Below are 14,392 nucleotides of genomic sequence, written 5' to 3' on the forward strand. Positions count from 1 at the left end.
GGATCGAACCCGCGCCGGTCCGATGGTCGTCCTCACATGTAAGCGCTTGCATCGTGCCGGGTCCACCCCTGGCCGGACACGGCCCGGTAACAATCCCGAAACCCTGACCACCGGTGATGGGTGCGCTCCCACGAATCTTCCCGGGAACGGAACTTTCTGTCAGGATGTCCGCATCACATTGAAGACTTTCAACATTGGAGGCAGTGGATGCGTAAGCGATGGCTCGCCCTCGGGGCGAGCGCCGCGGTCCTGGCGGCGACCCTCGTACCGGCCGCGCCGGCGATGGCCGCCCCGACGTTCAAGGTCCCGTTCCCGTGCAACCAGTCCTGGTCCGGTCAGACCCGGACCAACCACAGCCCGGCCAACGCGATCGACTTCAACCGCACCGACGACCTGGGCGACCCGGTGGTCGCCAGCGCACCCGGCACTGTCGACGTGGTGACCAACCTCGGCGACACCAGCTACGGCAAGTACGTCCGGATCAACCACGGCGGCGGTCACACCACCTACTACGCCCACCTGAACGCCTTCAACGTCTCCGTCGGGCAGACCGTCGGCTACGGCCGGGTGATCGGGTACGTCGGCACGACCGGCGGCTCCACCGGCCCGCACCTGCACTACGAGCAGCGTCTCAACGGCAGCTCTGTGAAGATCAAGTTCAACGGCGTCCAGGCGCTCTACTGGGGCACCAAGACCTACACCAGTGACAACGGCTGCGGCGGGACGAACACCGGCGAGGGCACCGTCAACACGGCCGGCTCCCCGCTGACGGTCCGCTCCGGCCCCGGCACCGGCTACAGCTCGGTCGGCACGGTGGCCGACGGGGCGAAGGTGACCATCCAGTGCCAGACCAGCGGCACCAGCGTCACCGGCACCTACGGCACCAGCTCGATCTGGGACCGGATCGGCTCCGGCCGGTTCATCTCCGACGCGTACGTCTACACCGGGTACGACGGCTACATCCCGGGCGTACCCCGCTGCTGAACCCGGCGGGCGCGGGGGCGAGCGGCTCCCGCGCCCGTACCGGTCAGGAGTTCAGCCGCCACACCGCGAAGTTCAGCGCGGACGCGAACGTCACCCAGGCCCAGTACGGCAGCATCAGCAGCGTGGCCGGCCGGGAGACGCGCCGGAACAGGGCCACCGTCACCCCGATCGCCAGCCACATCAGCACGATCTCGGCGAACGCCAGCCCGTACGCCCCGGCGCCGAAGAACAGCGGGGTCCAGATCGCGTTCAGCACGAGCTGCACGACCCAGGCCCAGAGCGCGAGGCCGAAACCGACCCGCCGCCAGACCAGCCAGCCGGCGATCGCGATGAGCACGTAGAGCACGGTCCAGACCGGGCCGAACAGCCACGACGGCGGCGCCCAGGCGGGCTGCTCCAGGCCCTGGTACTCGGCGGAGGTGCCCTGGACACCCAGCCCGCCGATCGCGGCGGCGGCGAAGGTGGCGGCGCCGAAGCCGAGCAACGCCAACCACTGGCGGGCTCCGGCGGTGCGCCGGGTGACACTCTGCGACATCTCCATGGCCGAGATGTTTCCGCTCGACCGGCCCGGCAAACGCCCGGGCGCCGCCGGACCCGGACGCGGAAAAGCCGGAGTCACCCGGCCCGGACGTTCCGGTCCGGCAGGACGGAACACCCGGGCCCGGCGACCCCGGCGGGTACGAGAACCGCTGTTACGTGTTGAAGATGCTGACGCCACCCGGGCCGACCAGCAGGCCGACGACGATGAGGACGATGCCCCAGAGGATCTGCCGGCGGAACAGGGCGAGAATTCCGGCGACCACCAGTACGACTGCGAGAATCCAGAGAATCAGCTCCATGTCGGCTGGATACCCGTGCGCCCGATACCGGAAACCTCCCGCTCAGTCGAGCTGATCACCGCCCAGGTGGAAGACGCTGTACGCCTGTTTGATCACCGGGTGGGCCACGTTGCGGACCCGGACCCCGCCCGGTGTGGTGCCGCGCTCGGTGCCGTGGTGGGCGTGCCCGTGCAGCGCCAGCGCGGTAGGTGCGGAGTCGATCGCCTGACCGAGCTGGTAGCAGCCGAGGAACGGGTAGATCTCCAGCGGCTCGCCGGCGAGCGTGTCCGGTACGGGGGAGTAGTGGGTGAGCGCGACGAGCGCGTCGCAGTCCAGCGAGAGCAGCGCGTCGGTCAGCGCGTCGGCGCTCTCCCTGGTGGTCCGCACGAACGCCTTCATCTCCGGCTCGCCGAAGTCGCTGGCGCACCGCCCGGCGAACCCGCCGCCGAACCCCTTCACGCCTGCGACCCCGAGCCGTCCGCCGGGGGTGTCCACCACGACGCCGGTGCCCTCCAGCACCGTGATCCCGGCGTCCTCCAGCACCTTCACCACCTGCGGCACCTCGTCGCACTGGTGGTCGTGGTTGCCGAGCACGGTGATCACCGGTACGCCGAGGTCGCCGAACTCCCGGGCCACGCACCGCGCCTCGGCCTCGGTGCCGTGCCGGGTCAGGTCACCGGCGAGCAGGAGCACGTCGGCGCAGCCGGGCAACTCCTCCAGCGCGGGGCGGAACCGGCCCACCACGTCCTCGTCCAGATGCACGTCGCCCACGGCGGCGATCCGGATCACCATCGAACCTCCCTCACGGCAACTCCTCGACCTGGGTGGGCGCCTGCGTGCGGATCACCCCGATGTCGCTCGTCACGTGGGTGCCCGGGAAGCGCTCGGCCACCCGCCGCAGGATCTCCTCCCGCCGGTGCGGGCTCTCCACCTCGCCGTAGAGCACCAGCCCGTTCTCCCGCCGCACCACCGTGATGCCCTGCTCGGCCACGGTCGGGTCCTCGGCCAGCATGCTCTGGATCTCCGCCTCGACGTACTCGTCGGGGGGAACGTCGCCGGACAGTCCGGTCACAGGGTCTCCCTTCCTCCGGGCGCGCCGCCGGGCAGCACGTCCAGCCGGTCGAGCAGCACCAGGAACGCCTCCGCGTACGGCGAGTGCTGCGTCTCCTTCCGTACCCGTTCCCAGTCGATCTGTTCCCGCAGCGAGCGGGCCAGCGGCAGGGCGCGGGCGAAGTCGCAGTAGTGCTGGGAGAAGCTGAGCAGCTTGTGCACCATGAGCTGGCTGGCCGAGAGCACCGGCATGTGGATCGCGTCGACAGGGCGCACGATCGTGTCGGCGAACGTCTCCTCGGTCACCGGCGTCTCCACCGGCCGGTGGATCAGGTCCACCATCCGGTCCTCGTCGTAGACCTTGACCAGCCAGTCCTCCGGCGGGCGCTCGGCGGTGAAGCCGGCCTCGACCAGCGCCTCCAGCGCCCGGTCGACGTCCACCTCGCGGAGCAGGAAGTCCACGTCGTGGTCGCTGGAGTGACCGCCGTGCGCGTACACCGCGAAGCTGCCACCGAGCGCGAACGGGATCTCGGACTGTTTGAGCACGGCGGCGACCTTCTTCAGCGTGTGCACCAGGGTCTCGTCCCCGCGCTCGGCCATCTGCGGCTCCCTCGTCGTCATTGGGCGGTGGGACCACGATGCGTACCCGGCGGACGCTCCGGTCACACCTGTTGCGGCGCGATCGGCCCGCCAGGGCAGGAAAGCGACATACGGGCCGGTGTGAGCATCGGTCGGATAACCTCGGGAGGGTGGCCAGCTCACTGCGGACGCGGCGGGGCAGGGCCCGACTGCGCACCGTCGCCCTGATCGGCATCGACGGCTCAGGTAAGACCACCCAGGCCCACCGGCTCGCCCAGGCGCTCACCGCGGCCGGCCGTCCCGCCACGTACCACCGCAACGCCGGTGGCCGCCGCTGGCTCGGCCGTATCGCCCAGCGGGTCGGCCGTCCGGACGCGCAGCGGCTCGTCGGGCGCGACGGCCTGCTCGTGGTCGAGTCGGTGCTGCGATGGTTGGCCATCGCGCTCGCGCTGCTCAGCTGTCTGGTGACCGGGCGTACCGCGGTGATGGACAGGTGGTCCGCCTGCCAGTACGCCAGCATCCGGGCACACGGCGGGCAGCGGTGGGAGCGGCTGGCCCGGGCCGGGTACCGGATCTTCCCGGCGCCCCGGGTGACGTTCCTGCTCACCGTCGACCCCGCCGAGGCGTACCGGCGGATCGAGCGGCGCGGCACCGACCACGAGACCATGGAGTGGCTGACCGCCGCGGCCGCCGCGTACCGGGACCTGCCGGAGTACGGCAGCTTCGTGGTGGTGGACGGCACCGGCCCGCCGGAGGAGGTGGCCCGCCGGATCCGGGCGCACCTGAGCGAGTGGCTGCCCGACGACCCGTCAGCCGGTCCCGGCCCGGCTCCGGCCGGCCCGGCTCCGGCCGGCCCGCGCCGCCCGGTCGGTGGCGCCGGGCGGGACGGGCCGGTGCCGGTTCAGGCCCGCCCGTAGACCGGGATGCTCGCGCCGCTGGTGGGCGCGGACTCGGGGGAGGCCAGGAAGCGGATCACCTCGGCGATCTCGGCCGGCGGCACCCAGCGCCCGTGGTCGGCGTCGGGCTGGGCGGCGCGGTTGGCCGGGGTGTCGATGACGCTCGGCAGCACGGTGTTGCACCGCACGCCGCGCTGCCGGTACTCGACCGCGACCGTCTCGGCGAACGCCCGCACCGCGGCCTTCGCGGTGGCGTAGCCGGAGGCGCCGGGGAACGGCGTGACCGCCGCCCGGGCCGAGACACAGACCACCGCGCCGTCGCCGGACGCCATGAGGTGCGGCAGCGCCGCGTGGGTGACCAGGTACGTCGGGCGCAGGTTGAGCCGCAGCATCCGCTCGAAGTCCTCGACCGGGGTCTCGTGCACCAGGGCGCCGGCGGCGTACCCGCCGACGAGGTTGACCACCGCGCGCAGCGGCGCGGCCGGTTCGGCGGTCGCGGCCTCGACCGCCCGCGCGGCCCCCTCGGGCGTCAGCAGGTCGGCCACGACCCGGACCGGGCCGTCGTCCGTCCCGGGCTCCCGCTGGGGTACGACCACCCGCCAGCCCGCGTCGAGGAAGGCGGCGGTGACCGCGCCGCCGAGCCCACCCGTGCCTCCGGTCACCAGCACCGTGCGTTCCGTCATGGACACACGCTAGCCAACCGCCCTGCCGACGGACCGGTGGGCCGTCCGGCCCGTCCGGTCGAGGCCGACCAGGCAGGCCCTGCCGCGCGACGGCGGACCGGCACGTCGGGCGGCAGGAGTGACTCGACCGGAGCGGATGAGGCGGCGGGGCTGCGACAATGGGATCCTTGGCCCGGGGGCGGGCACGGAAGACGGTAAATTTCCCGATACGCGGTGTCATGGTTGACGCTCACGCCGTGTGAAAGTAAGTTTCATCCGTGGCGAAGAGTTCGAAGATTTCTGCGAGTCACGAGCCCGGTGGACTGATCGTCCACATCAGCGGCCTGCTGCCCTCGCTGTCCCCGGCCGAACAGCGGGTGGCCCGGCTGGTCGTCGCCGATCCGGCGGACGCGGCCCGGCGTACGATCACCGACCTCGCCACCGCCGCCGAGACGTCCGAGGCGACAGTGATCCGCTTCTGCCGCTCGGTCGGCATGGACGGCTACCCCCAGCTGCGGATCCGGCTCGCCGCCGAGGCCGCCCGCCGGATCGAGCCGCCGGACGCGCGGGTGGTCGGCGGCGACATCCCGCCGGGTGCCGACCTCGCCCAGATCATCGCCACGATCGCGTTCAACGACGCCCGGGCCGTGGAGGAGACCGCCGAGCAGCTCGACCCGGCGGTCTGCGAGCGAGTGGTCGAGGCGATCGGCGCGGCCGGCCGGATCGACGTCTACGGCGCGGGCGCCAGCGGCTTCGTCGCCTCCGACTTCCAGCAGAAGCTGCACCGCATCGGCCGCATCGCGTTCTACTTTCCGGACGTGCACACCGCGCTCACCTCCGCCGCCCTGCTGGGCCGCGGCGACGTGGCGGTCGGCATCTCGCACACCGGCACCACGTCCGACGTCATCGAGGTGCTGGAGCAGGCCCGGGCGCGCGGTGCCACGACAGTGGCGCTGACCAACTTCCCGCGCTCGCCGATCACCGAGGTCGCGGACCACGTGCTCACCACTGCCGCCCGGGAGACGACATACCGCTCCGGCGCGACCGCCAGCCGGCTGGCCCAGCTCACAGTGGTCGACTGCCTCTTCGTCGGTGTGGCCGCCCGCAGCCGGGCCCGGACGAAGAAGGCCCTGGAGGCCACCGCCGAGGCGGTCCAGTCGCACCGGGTCGGCCCCGGGCGGAGGCGGGGATGACGGCGGGTCGGGTGGAGCGGGACGGCGTGGCGGCGGTGCGACCGGTGGTGCGCGTCGGCGCGCCGACCGAGCGGCGCAACCCGCACAGCGTCGACCTCGACCTGATGTCCACCCGGGACGTGCTCACCGTGATCAACGAGGCGGACCGGCGGGTGCCGGCCGCGGTCGCCGCGGTGCTGGACGAGATCGCCGAGACGGTCGACCTGGCCGTGGCCGCGCTGCGCGACGGGCACCGGGTGCACTACTTCGGGGCCGGCACCTCCGGTCGCCTCGGCGTGCTGGACGCGGCCGAACTGGCGCCGACGTTCAACTCGCCGCGGCACTGGTTCTGCTCGCACCTCGCCGGCGGCCCGGACGCGATGTGGCGGGCCGTCGAGGACGCCGAGGACGACGAGCGCGGTGGCGCCGCCGACGCCGCCGAGTGCGTACGCCACGGCGACCTCGTGGTGGGCCTGGCGGCCAGCGGGCGCACCCCGTACGTCCTCGGGGCGCTCGCCGCGTCCCGGGCGCAGGGGGCCGGTACGGTGCTGCTCTGCGCGAATCCGGAGGCCGAGGCCGCCGCGTCGGTGGACGTCTTCATCGGGGTGGACACCGGGCCGGAGGTGGTCACCGGGTCGACCCGGATGAAGGCCGGCACGGCGCAGAAGCTGGTGCTCAACACGTTCTCCACGGCCGTGATGGTGCGTCTGGGCCGGGTCTACTCGAACCTCATGATCGACATGGTGGCGACCAACGCCAAACTGCGCGGCCGCATGATCTCGATTCTCATGGAGGCCACCGGCTGCGCCGAGGAGGTGTGCCGGGTCGCCCTGCGGGAGGCCGACGGCGACCTCAAGACCGCGCTCGTCGCGCTCGTCTCCGGCGCCGAGGTGCCGGCCGCCCGGGCCGCGCTGGCCCGCTCCGCCCACCAGGTACGCGGCGCGCTCGAACTGCTCGCCTCCTGACCGTTCGGCCCGCCCGTACCGCCGATCCACCCGCCCGGCGCATCCGCCAGGCGGGTGCGACGCGTATCACGTGCAGGGAGGGGACGACTCCTCCCGCACGGATTGTTCAACGAGGCGGAGGGTAATCCTTGAGCACGGCTGAACCGACCGGTCCGCAGGCGCGTATCTCGCAGTGACCAGGATCGCAACGACTCGGTGACGCGGCTCGCTGTGTTCATGGAACAGGCAATGGTGCCATTCCATGGGCGAACGGCGATTTCGCAGCTCCGGTGTGCGCCGAAAACGGCGCCCGCGAGCCGCCCGAACCGGGCCGGTAACAGGAAACATGGACCGGGCTCTCAGCTACTACTCAGGCATTCGTGACAGTTTCGACTCACGACATGGAATCCCCGACGCGTCACATCTGTTGTGTAGGTGTCAGCACCTACGGGCACAGCGGAGGTTACGGGGAGGGCTGATGAACGTGGGGATGGCAAGGAACCGGGCAACCGGCGCGAGCGAGGGGACCGTGGCAATCGTGGACAAGAACATCGGCATGCGTACCGACGAGGTCGCCGAGGAGCGGGACCTGGTCGGCGTCTACCTGCACGAGATCTCCCGGACGCCGCTGCTCGACGCCGCCCGGGAGGTCGACCTCTCCAAGGCGATCGAGGCGGGCCTCTACGCCGAGCACCTGCTCGACGAGGATCGGATCCCCGACGGCGTCGACCGGGAGGACCTGGAGCGGCTGGTCGCCGAGGGTGAGCGCGCGAAGGACCTGTTCATCCGCGCGAACCTGCGACTGGTCGTGTCGATCGCCCGGCGCTACGTGCGCTCCGGGATGCCCATGCTGGACCTGATCCAGGAGGGCAACACCGGCCTGGTCCGGGCGGTCGAGAAGTTCGACTACGAGCGGGGCTTCAAGTTCTCCACCTACGCGACCTGGTGGATCCGTCAGGCCATCAGCCGGGCGATCGCCCAGCAGGAGCGGACCGTACGGCTGCCCGTGCACCTGGTCGAGGACGTCAACCGGATGCGCAACGTGGCCCGGCAGCTCACCCGTGAGCTGGGCAGCGACCCGGAGCCGGAGCAGATCGCGACCGCGCTCGGCGTGACCGTCGAGCGGGTCAACGAGCTGGTCCGCTGGTCGCAGGACACCGTCTCGCTGGACACCCCGGTGGGTGACGACGGTGACACCAACCTCGGTGACCTGGTCGCCGACAGCGACGCGCCGTCGCCCGAGGAGATCGTGCTGACCGGCCTGGAGCGGCAGCGGATCGAGGGCCTGCTCAACCACCTCGACGACCGTTCCGCCGGCATCATGCGGGCGCGGTACGGCCTTGAGGACGGGCGGGAGCACTCGCTGACCGAGGTCGCGTCGCGGTTCTCGCTGTCCCGCGAGCGCATCCGCCAGCTGGAGATCCAGGCTCTCGGCCGGCTGCGTGAGCTCGCTCGCGCGGAGGGGCTCCAGGCGGCCTGACCTGGTAACAATGAACGGCGAACGGCCGGCGTCCGACAGGGGGACGCCGGCCGTTCGCCGTCTTCGCGGTGCTCAGACCCGGCCGTAGCCGGCGATCGTCATGATGTTCATGCCGCGCTTGCTGACGTTGCGTCCGGCGCTGGGCGCGTCGATGATCTGGCCGTTGCCGACGTAGAGCGCCACGTGCCCGAGCCCGGAGTAGAACACCAGGTCACCCGGTTGCAGCTGGCTGCGGCTGATCCGCGTGGTGGCCCCCCACTGCTGCGCCGCGCTGTGCGGCAGCGACTTCCCGGCCGCCCGCCAGGCGGCGAGCGTCAGGCCGGAGCAGTCGTAGCTGCCGGGGCCGTCCTGGGCGTAGCCGTAGGGCTTGCCGACCGCGCCGTAGGCGTACCGCACCGCCGTGCCGGCGTCGCCGGAGACGGCCGGCGGCTTGCCCGCCGAGCTGGGGTTGCCGGGTGCCTCGGTGGCCCGCCCGTACGCCTTGCGCCGCATCTCGTAGAGGTCGGACAGGTCCGCCTCGATCCGCGTCTTCGCGGACTTGAGCTGCTTGGCCTGCGCCGCCTCCCGGGCGAGCGTGACGTCCAGCGCGGTCTTCTGGTCGATCAGCCGCTTCTGGTCGGCGGTGAAGCTGTTGATGGTGCGCTGCCGCTGGCGGGTGAGCTGGTCGAGCGTGCCCAGCCGCTCCGGCAGGGTGGCCTGGCCGCCCGGGTCCAGCAGGGCCGCCGCGGTGCGCATGCCACCGGTCTTGTACGCCGTCGCGGCCAGCACGCCCACGTCGGCGCGGCTGCGTTCGGCCTGTTCCTGCAGCGGCCCGATCCGGGCCTCCAACTTGGCCGCGGTGGCCTTGTTGGTCTTGATGTCCTCGTTGAGCTTGTTGTAGGACTCGACGATTCGCTCCAGCTCAGTCGAGGACTTCTCGATCTGCTTCGTCAGCTCGGCGGGGGTCGGCTCGGCCCGGGCCACCTGCGCCGGGGCGAGCAATGCGGCCGAGAGGCCGGCCACCGCCAGCGAGCGGAGCAGCATCCGTAAGGACGACAAGAGCGGAAAGCTCCTCTCCCACCGGTCGCCGGGCGCGTTCGCGACCCGGCGACACCGGCCCGGGGCCGTCCGGGTGGACGGCTGTCGACCGGGCCGACCTGGACAACCTAACCCGTGATCGCAGTAGTCGGGAGTTCAAGCAGGGGCGAAAGTTGGCAAAGTGGCGGAAAGTGATGAGGGGAACCGGTGGGTGGATGAGGCGACTCGCCCGATTCGTCGTTCTGGGCGGATGTCGCCAGGCAACGCCAGGCAAAGTCATGACAAAGACGGAAATCGTTCTCTGTTTCCGGCGGGCAGGGCCGGGCCGACGCCCCCCGCGACCGCCGAAACCCCGAGGTCAGGTGGCGCGAGGCCAACACAATGAAGCCCGGACGGGAAATCCCACCACGGGATCCCTGCTCCCGGGAGGCCGCCGTGCAGACCGACCGCTCCGCCGCCCAGCCGCCCCGCTCGCCGCGACCGGCCGCACCCAGGCTGCTCTACGCCCGGCCCGGCATCGTCGTCACCGCCGAGCGTTTCACCGTCGGCCGCAACAGCTGGCCGGTGGCCGAGATCACCCAGCTCCGGACCGACCGCGGGCCGCACGACCGGCTCGCGATCCGGGCGGTCGCCGTGTCCGCCGCGATGATCGCCGGGGTGGGCCTGCTGCTCGGCTTCACCGGCGGCCTGCACCGGCTCACCGCCGGGGCGTACCTCATGCTCGGCGCCGTCGGGCTGGTGCCGCTGCTGCTCGTGCTGATCGGCGACCGCGTGCGGCCCCCTTCGCACGAGCTGTGGGGACGGGTGCGCGGCACCGAGGTGCTGCTGTTCAGCAGCGACGACGAGCGGCAGTTCGGCCAGGTCGCCCGCGCGCTGGGGCGAGCCCGGGAGGCGGCGCGGCTGGGCGGCTGGGCCGACCCGCCGGCGGCCGAGCCGTGGCGGCCGGCCCGGTGAGACGCGGTCAGCCCGCGACCGGCTCCGGCGTACGCGACCGCGCCTCGGCGGCCACCCAGTGGCTCACCCGCCGCTCGGCGTAGAACGAGACGAACGGCACGGTGCCGGCGAGCATCACCAGCAGCATCCGCTTCAGCGGCCAGTTCGCCCGGCGCGACAGATCGAACGTGAGCGCCAGATAGAGCATGTACAGCCAGCCGTGCGCCACGCCGACCACGGCCACCACGCTCGGGTTGTCGAAGCCGTACTTCAGCGGCATGCCGATCAGGACCAGCACCACGAGCGCCACGCCCACGATCCAGGCGATCACGCGGTACCGGGTAAAGGCTCCGCCCACCGTCGTCCGTCCTTCCGCACCGGCCTCAGCCGGGATAGTCGCCGGGCCGGGCGCCCGGATTGGCGTTCAACCAGGATAGGTAGCTGTTGTACGCGGCCAGCTCGGCGTCGTCCGCCCCGTCGGCCGGGGCGGCAGGCGCCCGCACGACGCGCACCGGCCGGCGTACCGCCGGGGTGCCGGCGGTCACCGACGGCGCGGGACCGGCCGACGCCGCCGGGTCCGCCGACGACGCCGGGTCGGCGGCGCGCAGCGTCTGGCGGACCTCACGCCACCAGACGAAGATCACGAAACCGGCGAAGACCGGCCACTCGATCGCGTAACCGAAGCTGATCGCGTTCCCCCCGGCGGCGCGGGTGACCTGCCACCAGCCCATGCCGAGGCAACCCGCCACGAGCACGACCATGGCCACGTGGCGGACGATCCACGCCGGTGTCCAGAGCCGATTCATGCCAACGAGAGTACCGGGGCCGCCGGTCGTCTCCGACGCGGCGTCGTAGTCCGGGCGGGGTTTGGTGACACGCCCGCTGGGCATCCGAACAGGTGCCAACCCGAACGAGACGAGGGGGCGACGATGACCGAATCGGTACGCCGGGACGCGAGCCCGGAACAGCGGGTCGCGGAGTGGGACGGCGACCACGCCCGTACCGTCGACGCGGACGGCGAGCAGCTCGGGGTGGACCCGGTGGAGCTGGGTGACGACGACCTGGTCCGGGAGATGCAGAGCCTGCACCGCACCCGGCTGGACACGCTGCGGCACGCCACCGACTCGGCGCTCGCCAACCACCTGCGGCGCACCGCCGAACTGGAGACGGAGTACCTGGCCCGGCACCCCGGCCGGGAGGTCGACCCGAGCCGGCTGCGGGACGCCTGATGGCCAGCCACGCCGAGCGCGGCATGTCCGCGCCGCCGGAGGTGGTGTTCAACACGGCCACCGATCCCGACCGCTCCTCGGCCTGGCTGCCCGAGCGGCTGCGCAGCTCCGGCACCTGCCGGGTCGAGGTCGTCGACGCCGACGACATGCGGGCCCGGTGGAGTGCCGCGGACTGGTCCGCCGAGATCGACGTGGAGCCGGCCGGCGCGGGCGGCGCCCGGGTGCGGCTGGACCTGGCCGGGCCGGACCACGACCTGGCCGACGAGATCCTGGCCAACCTCGACCGCGAGGTGGCCGACAACCTGACCGCCGGTTGAGCCCGGCCCGCACGACGAGCACGAGGAGGCCGGGTTGACCGGGAGTGGCCTGAAGCAGAAGGTGGCGCGCCTGCGCCAGGCGTACGCACCGCACGAGCACCGGCCGCTGGAGGGCTACCTGAAGGCGATGGGCACGTACGCCGGTGTCACAGCCGCGCTCGTCGGCCTGGTCCGCGCGACCGGCCGGCCGGTGCCCGAGCGGCCCACGCCCGCGGACGTGGTGCTGCTCTCGATCGCCACGCACAAGCTCAGCCGGCTGCTGTCCAAGGACGCGATCACCAGCCCGCTGCGGGCGCCGTTCACCCGCTACGACCACCCGATCGGCAGCGGCGAGGTGATGGAGCAGGTCCGCGACGAGGGCAGCCCGACCAGGCACGCGCTCGGCGAGCTGGTGAGCTGCCCGTTCTGCCTGGCGGTCTGGGTGGCCACCGGGCTCACCGGGGGCCTGGTGCTGGCGCCCCGGCTGACCCGGCTGGTCGCCACCGCGCTGACCGCGGTGGCCGCCTCCGACTTCCTCCAGATGGGGTATGCGGTCGCCCAGCAGGCGGCCGAGGGCGGTCGCCACGAGGCGTGACCCGAGGACACGGAAAAGGGGGCCGGCGCTCGCCGGCCCCCTTTTCCGTGTCTCTCACGGTCAGGTGGGGGTGGTGCCGTGGTCCTCGCCGGCCCAGCCGCGCGACGCCTCCGGCTCCCGCTCGTCCTCGTCCTCCCCGGTGACGACGTCCCGGTCCACAGCGGTGCGCTCGTGCTCGTTGGCGAAGTCCGGCTCCGGCAGCGTGTCGACGCCCTCCGGGGGCTGGCCGAGCGCCGCCAGGTGCTCGTGGTCGGGGTTGCGATCGGTCATCTCGCGTCCTCTCGGTCTTCCGGGGGCTCAGGCGACCGTGCCGCCCAGCAGATCCGCCGCCTCGTCCGCCGCGTACTCGCCCTGGGGGAGTGCGGCGATCCGGGTGAGCAGCTCCGCGGGGAGTTCGGCGGCCACCGCCCGGCGGTAGATGTCCGCCTGGGTGATCCGCTCCTGGCCGTGGTAGATGTCGTCGAGCAGGTCGTCGAGCGGCCTGGTGTCGGGCTGCTCGGTCACGGGCGCGTCATCGGTCACGCCGACCACCTACCCGGCACCGAACCGGTCAAACTCGCCCCAACCCCGCTCAGGCCGGCGCCGGGAGCGTGGCCCGGCGGGCGCGCACGGCCTGGGCGAGGTGGTCGAGGACCTCGGCGGTGGCGTCCCAGCCGATGCAGGCGTCGGTGACCGACTGGCCGTACGCCAGCTCCCGGGTCGGGTCCAGGTCCTGCCGGCCCGGCACCAGGAAGCTCTCCAGCATGATGCCGGCGATCCCGCGCTGGCCGGCGGCGAGCTGCGCGGCCACGTCGGCGGCGACGAGCGGCTGGTTGCGGTGGTCCTTGCCGCTGTTGGCGTGGCTGGCGTCGACCACCACCCGCTCCGGCAGGCCCGCGGCCCGCAGCAGTTCCAGCGCCCCGGCCACCGACTCCGCGTCGTAGTTCGGCCGGCCGCCCCCGCCACGCAGCACGAGGTGCCCGTCCGCGTTGCCCCGGGTGTGCATGATCGCCGGGGTGCCGGAGACGTCGATGCCGGGGAAGACGTGCGGCACCCCGGCGGCCCGGATCGCGTCCACGGCGGTGGCGATGCTGCCGTCCGGGCGGTTCTTCATGCCGATCGGCATGGACAGCCCGGAGGCGAGCTGCCGGTGCACCTGGCTCTCCACCGTCCGCGCGCCGATCGCGCCCCAGGCCACCGTGTCCGCGATGTACTGCGGGGTGATCGGGTCGAGGAACTCGCAGCCCACCGGCAGGCCCAGCCGCAGCACGTCGAGCAGGAGCGCCCGCGCGGTACGCAGGCCCGTGTTCACGTCGCCGGAGCCGTCCAGCGCCGGGTCGTTGATCAGACCCTTCCAGCCCACCGTCGAGCGCGGCTTCTCGAAGTAGACACGCATCACCACGAGCAGGTCGTCGGCGACCCGGGCGGCGGCCTCGCGCAGCCGGCCCGCGTACTCCAGGGCGGCGGCCGGGTCGTGCACGGAGCAGGGGCCGACGACGACGAGCAGCCGGTCGTCGTCGCGGTCCAGCACCCGGCCGACGGCACGGCGGCCCGCCACGACGGCCTCGGCCAGCGGGGTCTCAAGCGGCAGGTGGTGGTGCAGCAGGGCCGGGGTGGTCAGCGGCACCACACGGTCGATGCGCTGGTCGATGACCCGATGGGCGTCCTGGGACGTGGTCACGGTGGGGATTCCTTCCGCCGACCGTGCCCCCGTGCCGGGTCCGGGGGATCGAGCCGGCTGCTCGCATACGAAAGGGC

General features: G+C 72.5%; 20 protein-coding genes and 1 pseudogene. 9 read left to right on the forward strand and 12 right to left on the reverse strand.

Translation table 11 applies throughout. From position 1 onward, the window contains the following. Positions 1–207 precede the first annotated feature (207 nt). Complete coding sequence (locus BFV98_RS25130) at positions 208–984, forward strand: M23 family metallopeptidase (protein ID WP_013288162.1); 777 nt, start codon at positions 208–210, stop codon at positions 982–984. A 43-nt stretch (positions 985–1,027) separates the two neighbouring features. Here BFV98_RS25130 and BFV98_RS25135 read toward each other — a convergent pair whose 3' ends face one another. From BFV98_RS25135 to BFV98_RS25150, 5 genes and pseudogenes are all read right to left on the reverse strand, one after another. Further along, positions 1,028–1,525: a TspO/MBR family protein gene (locus BFV98_RS25135; protein ID WP_030271325.1), complete on the reverse strand. Its 498-nt coding sequence runs from the start codon at positions 1,523–1,525 to the stop codon at positions 1,028–1,030. 151 nt (positions 1,526–1,676) lie between these two features. Further along, a complete protein-coding gene (locus BFV98_RS32365; RefSeq protein ID WP_013288160.1) occupies positions 1,677–1,823 on the reverse strand; it encodes a GPGG-motif small membrane protein in 147 nt (48 codons plus the stop codon). Continuing rightward, a pseudogene (locus tag BFV98_RS25140) lies at positions 1,814–2,594 on the reverse strand (metallophosphoesterase). The gene BFV98_RS32365 and the pseudogene BFV98_RS25140 overlap by 10 nt, the downstream one beginning before the upstream one ends. Positions 2,595–2,604: 10 nt before the next feature. Next, positions 2,605–2,814: a hypothetical protein gene (locus BFV98_RS25145; protein ID WP_236619442.1), complete on the reverse strand. Its 210-nt coding sequence runs from the start codon at positions 2,812–2,814 to the stop codon at positions 2,605–2,607. A 56-nt stretch (positions 2,815–2,870) separates the two neighbouring features. Next, positions 2,871–3,452 carry a nucleotidyltransferase gene (locus tag BFV98_RS25150; protein ID WP_013288157.1) on the reverse strand — a complete coding sequence of 194 codons (582 nt, stop codon included), beginning with the start codon at positions 3,450–3,452 and terminating at the stop codon, positions 2,871–2,873. 149 nt (positions 3,453–3,601) lie between these two features. On the opposite strand from BFV98_RS25150, the gene BFV98_RS25155 reads away from it, so the two are divergent. Beyond that, positions 3,602–4,348, forward strand: coding sequence for a dTMP kinase (locus BFV98_RS25155; RefSeq protein ID WP_013288156.1), 747 nt, complete (start codon positions 3,602–3,604; stop codon positions 4,346–4,348). Here BFV98_RS25155 and BFV98_RS25160 read toward each other — a convergent pair. Then, a complete protein-coding gene (locus tag BFV98_RS25160; protein WP_013288155.1) occupies positions 4,333–5,010 on the reverse strand; it encodes an SDR family NAD(P)-dependent oxidoreductase in 678 nt (225 codons plus the stop codon). The genes BFV98_RS25155 and BFV98_RS25160 overlap by 16 nt on opposite strands. Positions 5,011–5,267: 257 nt before the next feature. Between BFV98_RS25160 and BFV98_RS25165 the strand changes: the two genes are divergently transcribed. From BFV98_RS25165 to BFV98_RS25175, 3 genes are all read left to right on the forward strand, one after another. Then, complete coding sequence (locus tag BFV98_RS25165) at positions 5,268–6,182, forward strand: MurR/RpiR family transcriptional regulator (protein WP_013288154.1); 915 nt, start codon at positions 5,268–5,270, stop codon at positions 6,180–6,182. Further along, a complete protein-coding gene (gene murQ, locus BFV98_RS25170; protein ID WP_013288153.1) occupies positions 6,179–7,126 on the forward strand; it encodes an N-acetylmuramic acid 6-phosphate etherase in 948 nt (315 codons plus the stop codon). Before BFV98_RS25165 ends, murQ begins: the two co-directional genes overlap by 4 nt. Positions 7,127–7,595: 469 nt before the next feature. Beyond that, complete coding sequence (locus BFV98_RS25175) at positions 7,596–8,585, forward strand: RNA polymerase sigma factor RpoD/SigA (RefSeq protein WP_041784543.1); 990 nt, start codon at positions 7,596–7,598, stop codon at positions 8,583–8,585. Between the two features lie 72 nt (positions 8,586–8,657). On the opposite strand, the gene BFV98_RS25180 is transcribed toward BFV98_RS25175, so the two are convergent. Beyond that, on the reverse strand, positions 8,658–9,623 hold the full coding sequence (locus BFV98_RS25180; protein ID WP_013288151.1) for a C40 family peptidase: 966 nt from the start codon (positions 9,621–9,623) through the stop codon (positions 8,658–8,660). Between the two features lie 414 nt (positions 9,624–10,037). Between BFV98_RS25180 and BFV98_RS25185 the strand changes: the two genes are divergently transcribed. Next, a complete protein-coding gene (locus BFV98_RS25185; protein ID WP_071097977.1) occupies positions 10,038–10,556 on the forward strand; it encodes a DUF6232 family protein in 519 nt (172 codons plus the stop codon). A 7-nt stretch (positions 10,557–10,563) separates the two neighbouring features. Here the strand turns inward: BFV98_RS25185 and BFV98_RS25190 are convergent, their stop codons facing one another. Beyond that, positions 10,564–10,893 (reverse strand): DUF3817 domain-containing protein, encoded by a 330-nt coding sequence (locus BFV98_RS25190; protein WP_071097979.1) that lies wholly within the window; start codon positions 10,891–10,893, stop codon positions 10,564–10,566. Between the two features lie 25 nt (positions 10,894–10,918). Then, complete coding sequence (locus BFV98_RS25195; RefSeq protein ID WP_071097981.1) at positions 10,919–11,341, reverse strand: hypothetical protein; 423 nt, start codon at positions 11,339–11,341, stop codon at positions 10,919–10,921. 123 nt (positions 11,342–11,464) lie between these two features. On the opposite strand from BFV98_RS25195, the gene BFV98_RS25200 reads away from it, so the two are divergent. From BFV98_RS25200 to BFV98_RS25210, 3 genes are read left to right on the forward strand one after another with little or no spacing between them, the layout of a single operon-like run. Further along, positions 11,465–11,764 carry a DUF6158 family protein gene (locus BFV98_RS25200; RefSeq protein WP_013288147.1) on the forward strand — a complete coding sequence of 100 codons (300 nt, stop codon included), beginning with the start codon at positions 11,465–11,467 and terminating at the stop codon, positions 11,762–11,764. Beyond that, positions 11,764–12,081 (forward strand): hypothetical protein, encoded by a 318-nt coding sequence (locus BFV98_RS25205; protein ID WP_013288146.1) that lies wholly within the window; start codon positions 11,764–11,766, stop codon positions 12,079–12,081. Before BFV98_RS25200 ends, BFV98_RS25205 begins: the two co-directional genes overlap by 1 nt. A gap of 34 nt (positions 12,082–12,115) precedes the next feature. Beyond that, complete coding sequence (locus BFV98_RS25210) at positions 12,116–12,655, forward strand: DUF1360 domain-containing protein (RefSeq protein ID WP_013288145.1); 540 nt, start codon at positions 12,116–12,118, stop codon at positions 12,653–12,655. Between the two features lie 60 nt (positions 12,656–12,715). On the opposite strand, the gene BFV98_RS25215 is transcribed toward BFV98_RS25210, so the two are convergent. Genes BFV98_RS25215 through BFV98_RS25225 form a run of 3 tightly spaced genes read right to left on the reverse strand, consistent with a single transcriptional unit; the run spans position 12,716 to position 14,324 of the window. Next, entirely contained in the window at positions 12,716–12,925 is a 210-nt protein-coding gene (locus BFV98_RS25215; protein ID WP_013288144.1) for a hypothetical protein, read from the reverse strand. Positions 12,926–12,952: 27 nt separating this feature from the next. Then, a complete protein-coding gene (locus BFV98_RS25220; protein ID WP_018786980.1) occupies positions 12,953–13,186 on the reverse strand; it encodes a hypothetical protein in 234 nt (77 codons plus the stop codon). Positions 13,187–13,226: 40 nt separating this feature from the next. Continuing rightward, complete coding sequence (locus BFV98_RS25225; RefSeq protein ID WP_030271308.1) at positions 13,227–14,324, reverse strand: 3-deoxy-7-phosphoheptulonate synthase; 1,098 nt, start codon at positions 14,322–14,324, stop codon at positions 13,227–13,229. Between the last annotated feature and the right edge of the window lie 68 nt (positions 14,325–14,392).

It is taken from the genome of Micromonospora sp. WMMB235, assembly GCF_001855515.1.
GTDB lineage: Bacteria > Actinomycetota > Actinomycetes > Mycobacteriales > Micromonosporaceae > Micromonospora > Micromonospora aurantiaca.

Excerpts from the sequence above, each read along its gene's own strand:
- BFV98_RS25145 (WP_236619442.1), bottom strand. The coding sequence starts at position 2,814 with ATGCTGGCCGAGGACCCGACCGTGGCCGAGCAGGGCATCACGGTGGTG.
- BFV98_RS25150 (WP_013288157.1), bottom strand. The coding sequence starts at position 3,452 with ATGGCCGAGCGCGGGGACGAGACCCTGGTGCACACGCTGAAGAAGGTC.
- BFV98_RS25135 (WP_030271325.1), bottom strand. The coding sequence starts at position 1,525 with ATGGAGATGTCGCAGAGTGTCACCCGGCGCACCGCCGGAGCCCGCCAG.
- BFV98_RS25160 (WP_013288155.1), bottom strand. The coding sequence starts at position 5,010 with ATGACGGAACGCACGGTGCTGGTGACCGGAGGCACGGGTGGGCTCGGC.
- BFV98_RS25215 (WP_013288144.1), bottom strand. The coding sequence starts at position 12,925 with ATGACCGATCGCAACCCCGACCACGAGCACCTGGCGGCGCTCGGCCAG.
- BFV98_RS25175 (WP_041784543.1), top strand. The coding sequence starts at position 7,596 with ATGGCAAGGAACCGGGCAACCGGCGCGAGCGAGGGGACCGTGGCAATC.
- BFV98_RS25195 (WP_071097981.1), bottom strand. The coding sequence starts at position 11,341 with ATGAATCGGCTCTGGACACCGGCGTGGATCGTCCGCCACGTGGCCATG.
- BFV98_RS32365 (WP_013288160.1), bottom strand. The coding sequence starts at position 1,823 with ATGGAGCTGATTCTCTGGATTCTCGCAGTCGTACTGGTGGTCGCCGGA.
- BFV98_RS25130 (WP_013288162.1), top strand. The coding sequence starts at position 208 with ATGCGTAAGCGATGGCTCGCCCTCGGGGCGAGCGCCGCGGTCCTGGCG.
- BFV98_RS25205 (WP_013288146.1), top strand. The coding sequence starts at position 11,764 with ATGGCCAGCCACGCCGAGCGCGGCATGTCCGCGCCGCCGGAGGTGGTG.
- murQ (WP_013288153.1), top strand. The coding sequence starts at position 6,179 with ATGACGGCGGGTCGGGTGGAGCGGGACGGCGTGGCGGCGGTGCGACCG.
- BFV98_RS25200 (WP_013288147.1), top strand. The coding sequence starts at position 11,465 with ATGACCGAATCGGTACGCCGGGACGCGAGCCCGGAACAGCGGGTCGCG.